Annotated in this window: 3 protein-coding genes and 1 pseudogene; 2 read left to right on the forward strand and 2 right to left on the reverse strand. The window is 72.5% G+C overall.

Annotation, left to right across the window (positions count from 1 at the left end; all coding sequences use genetic code 11):
- Nucleotides 1-307: pseudogene (locus G6031_RS16045) on the reverse strand (molybdopterin molybdenumtransferase); the annotation flags it as partial.
- 130 nt (nucleotides 308-437) lie between these two features.
- Entirely contained in the window at nucleotides 438-1,337 is a 900-nt protein-coding gene (locus G6031_RS16050; protein WP_179525835.1) for a UTP--glucose-1-phosphate uridylyltransferase, read from the reverse strand.
- 63 nt (nucleotides 1,338-1,400) lie between these two features.
- On the opposite strand from G6031_RS16050, the gene G6031_RS16055 reads away from it, so the two are divergent.
- Both G6031_RS16055 and G6031_RS16060 read left to right on the forward strand, forming a co-directional pair.
- Nucleotides 1,401-1,964: a 5-formyltetrahydrofolate cyclo-ligase gene (locus G6031_RS16055; RefSeq protein ID WP_182653799.1), complete on the forward strand. Its 564-nt coding sequence runs from the start codon at nucleotides 1,401-1,403 to the stop codon at nucleotides 1,962-1,964.
- 59 nt (nucleotides 1,965-2,023) lie between these two features.
- Entirely contained in the window at nucleotides 2,024-2,383 is a 360-nt protein-coding gene (locus tag G6031_RS16060) for an FmdB family zinc ribbon protein (RefSeq protein ID WP_182653800.1), read from the forward strand.
- The last annotated feature ends 256 nt before the right edge of the window (nucleotides 2,384-2,639 follow it).

Genomic DNA, 2,639 nt, shown 5'->3' on the forward strand with positions numbered 1-2,639 from the left:
GGACGACCTGGCCGGGCTGCAGACGGGTCGGTTGACGGGATCCCGCGGTGATCCTCCCCACGACGGGCAGTCCGGCGGGCCCGCCGGAGGCGTCCCCGGCGTCATCGACCGGGCCGCCGACCCGGATGTCGACACTGCGGACCGCGTACCCGTCGATCGCGGACTGGTCGAACGAGGGCAACGGGCGCTCGGCCACCACCTCCTCGGCACACAGCAGGCCCTGCGCCTCCGAGATCGACACGCGTACCGGTCTCGGGGCGACCGCGGCCGCCGTCACCAGTGCGAGCTGTTCCTCGACGGAGCGCACCAGGTGTCCCCTTCCCGTACGAAAGTCGCTGACCGTGCAGCGGTGTCACGCCACAGCGGGCGGACCGACCACCGGGTCCCTGTGGGAGAGGGTAGCGCCCGGACGGCGCCATTCCGCGGCGACGGCGCCGTCAGCGGCCGAGCCGGCCCTCCAGCCACTCCCGCAACTCGTCGGCGTAGGCCGGGTTGTCCAGTGCGAAGTCCACGCAGGCCTTGATGTACCCGCCGGGATTGCCGAGATCGTGCCTGGTGCCGTCGTGGACCACCACGTGCACCGGGTGCCCCTCGTTGATCAGCAGGTCGATCGCGTCGGTGAGCTGCAGTTCCCCGCCGGCGCCCGGCTCGATACGCCGGAGCGCGTCGAAGATCGCGCGGTCGAGCACGTACCGCCCGGCCGCCGCGAGGTTGGACGGCGCGTCCTCGGCGGCCGGCTTCTCCACCATGCCCAGCACCTGCTTGACGGCCGGGTCGTCCGTGTCGGAGACCTCGAACACCCCGTAGGAGGAGACGTCCTCGGGGCTCACCTCGAACGCGCACAGGACACTGCCGCCGCGATCCGCCCGGACCTGCGACATCCGGCCCAGGATCCCGAACGGCAGGACCAGGTCATCGGGCAGGAGCACGGCCACGGCCTGCTCCTCGTCACCGAGCACCGACTCCACCTGCGCCACCGCGTGCCCGAGGCCCAGCGGCTCGTCCTGGCGCACGTCCACCACCTCGATGAGCCCGGGGGCGCGCTGGACCTTGTGCAGCAGCACGTCCTTGCCCCGGTCGGACAGCGTGTCCTCGAGGACCTGGTCCTCGGAGAAGTGCGCCATCACGCCGACCTTGCGCTCGGAGGTCACGATCGCGAGCCGACCCGCTCCCGCCTCGGTCGCCTCCTCGGCGATGAGCTCGATCCCCGGGGTGTCCACCACGGGGAGCAGCTCCTTGGGAACGGTCTTGGTGGCGGGCAGGAACCGGGTCCCGAGGCCGGCGGCCGGAACGATCGCGGTCCGGAACTGCGAGTCAGGAGAGGCGGTGGACGTCATGGCGTACACCATAGACGGCGGACCGGGACGCTACCTCCGGACCACTGACGGCACACTGGGGTGATGGATCAGGACAAGTCCGCGGTACGCCGTGCGGTGCGGATGCGTCGCGCGGCGGTCCCCGCGTCGGTGCGCGCCGAGCGTGACCGGGCGATCCGTGACCACCTGGCCTCCGTGGTGACGGAGGGGATGGTGGTCTGCGCGTTCGTTCCCGACGACGCCGAGGCCGGCGGACCTGACCTGCCGGAGACGCTCGCGCTGGCGGGGGCGTACGTGCTCCTGCCTGTCTCCCCCGCTGTCGGCGCGCTCGGGTGGGCGGCGTACGCCGGGCCGGCGGACCTGCGGCCGGGACGGTTCGGCATCCCCGTCCCGTCCGCGGCGCCGGAGGGGCCGGGGCGGATCGCCGACGCCGATCTCGTCCTGGTGCCCTCGGTGGCCGTCGACCGCACCGGCGCCAGGCTCGGTCGCGGGGGCGGCTACTACGACAGGACGCTCGCCCTGGCCCGGCCGCACACCCGGTTGCTGGCGGTCCTGGATCCGGAGGACGTGCTCGACCACGTCCCGTCCGAGCCTCACGACCGGCCCGTGACCGGGGTCGTCACCCCTCACGGAGTCCGCGACTTTTAGCGTCTGGCACTCGGGAGGGTAGAGTGCCAGTCGATATCCGACTCTGCCCCGGAGGCCAGATGCCCACCTATTCGTACCGGTGCCGCGACTGCGACGTCGCCTTCGACATCCAGCAGTCCTTCACCGAGGACTCGCTCACTGTCTGCCCGAAGTGCGACGGTGAGCTGCGCAAGTTGTTCAACACGGTCGGCGTGGTGTTCAAGGGGTCGGGCTTCTACCGCACGGACAGCCGCGCCGCCGGGTCGGGTTCCACGACCGGGGGCGGCTCCGGGAAGTCCTCCTCCGGCACGTCCGACTCCGGCAAGTCCGGTTCGGGCTCGTCGGCGGGAGCGACCTCGGGTTCGGGTTCGTCGTCGGGCTCGGGGTCGTCGTCGAGCTCCGCCTCGTCGTCGGGCTCCTCGTCCGGCTCGTCGTCGTAACGGGTAGCCGACCCACCTCCTCCACAGGGCCCCGCTCCTCCACAGGGGCCCGCCCGGCCCCCGGCACGCGGCCCGGCTGGCTGCCGGCGCCCCGATACGGTCTCCCCCACATCGCGCTCACCGGCGGCGTGCCGACAGACGGGGGACCCAGTTGCGCCGACTCCTCACGTCTCCGACAGCCCCGCGGGGTTGGCGGCGTCGACGTGCCACCCGGATCGCGCTGGCCGCCGCGTTGGTGACGGCCGCGCCCTTCGTT

The sequence above is a fragment of the Dietzia sp. CQ4 genome, assembly GCF_014145125.1.
Classification (GTDB): Bacteria; Actinomycetota; Actinomycetes; order Mycobacteriales; family Mycobacteriaceae; genus Dietzia; species Dietzia natronolimnaea.

Excerpts from the sequence above, each read along its gene's own strand:
- G6031_RS16050 (WP_179525835.1), bottom strand. The coding sequence starts at position 1,337 with ATGACGTCCACCGCCTCTCCTGACTCGCAGTTCCGGACCGCGATCGTT.
- G6031_RS16055 (WP_182653799.1), top strand. The coding sequence starts at position 1,401 with ATGGATCAGGACAAGTCCGCGGTACGCCGTGCGGTGCGGATGCGTCGC.
- G6031_RS16060 (WP_182653800.1), top strand. The coding sequence starts at position 2,024 with ATGCCCACCTATTCGTACCGGTGCCGCGACTGCGACGTCGCCTTCGAC.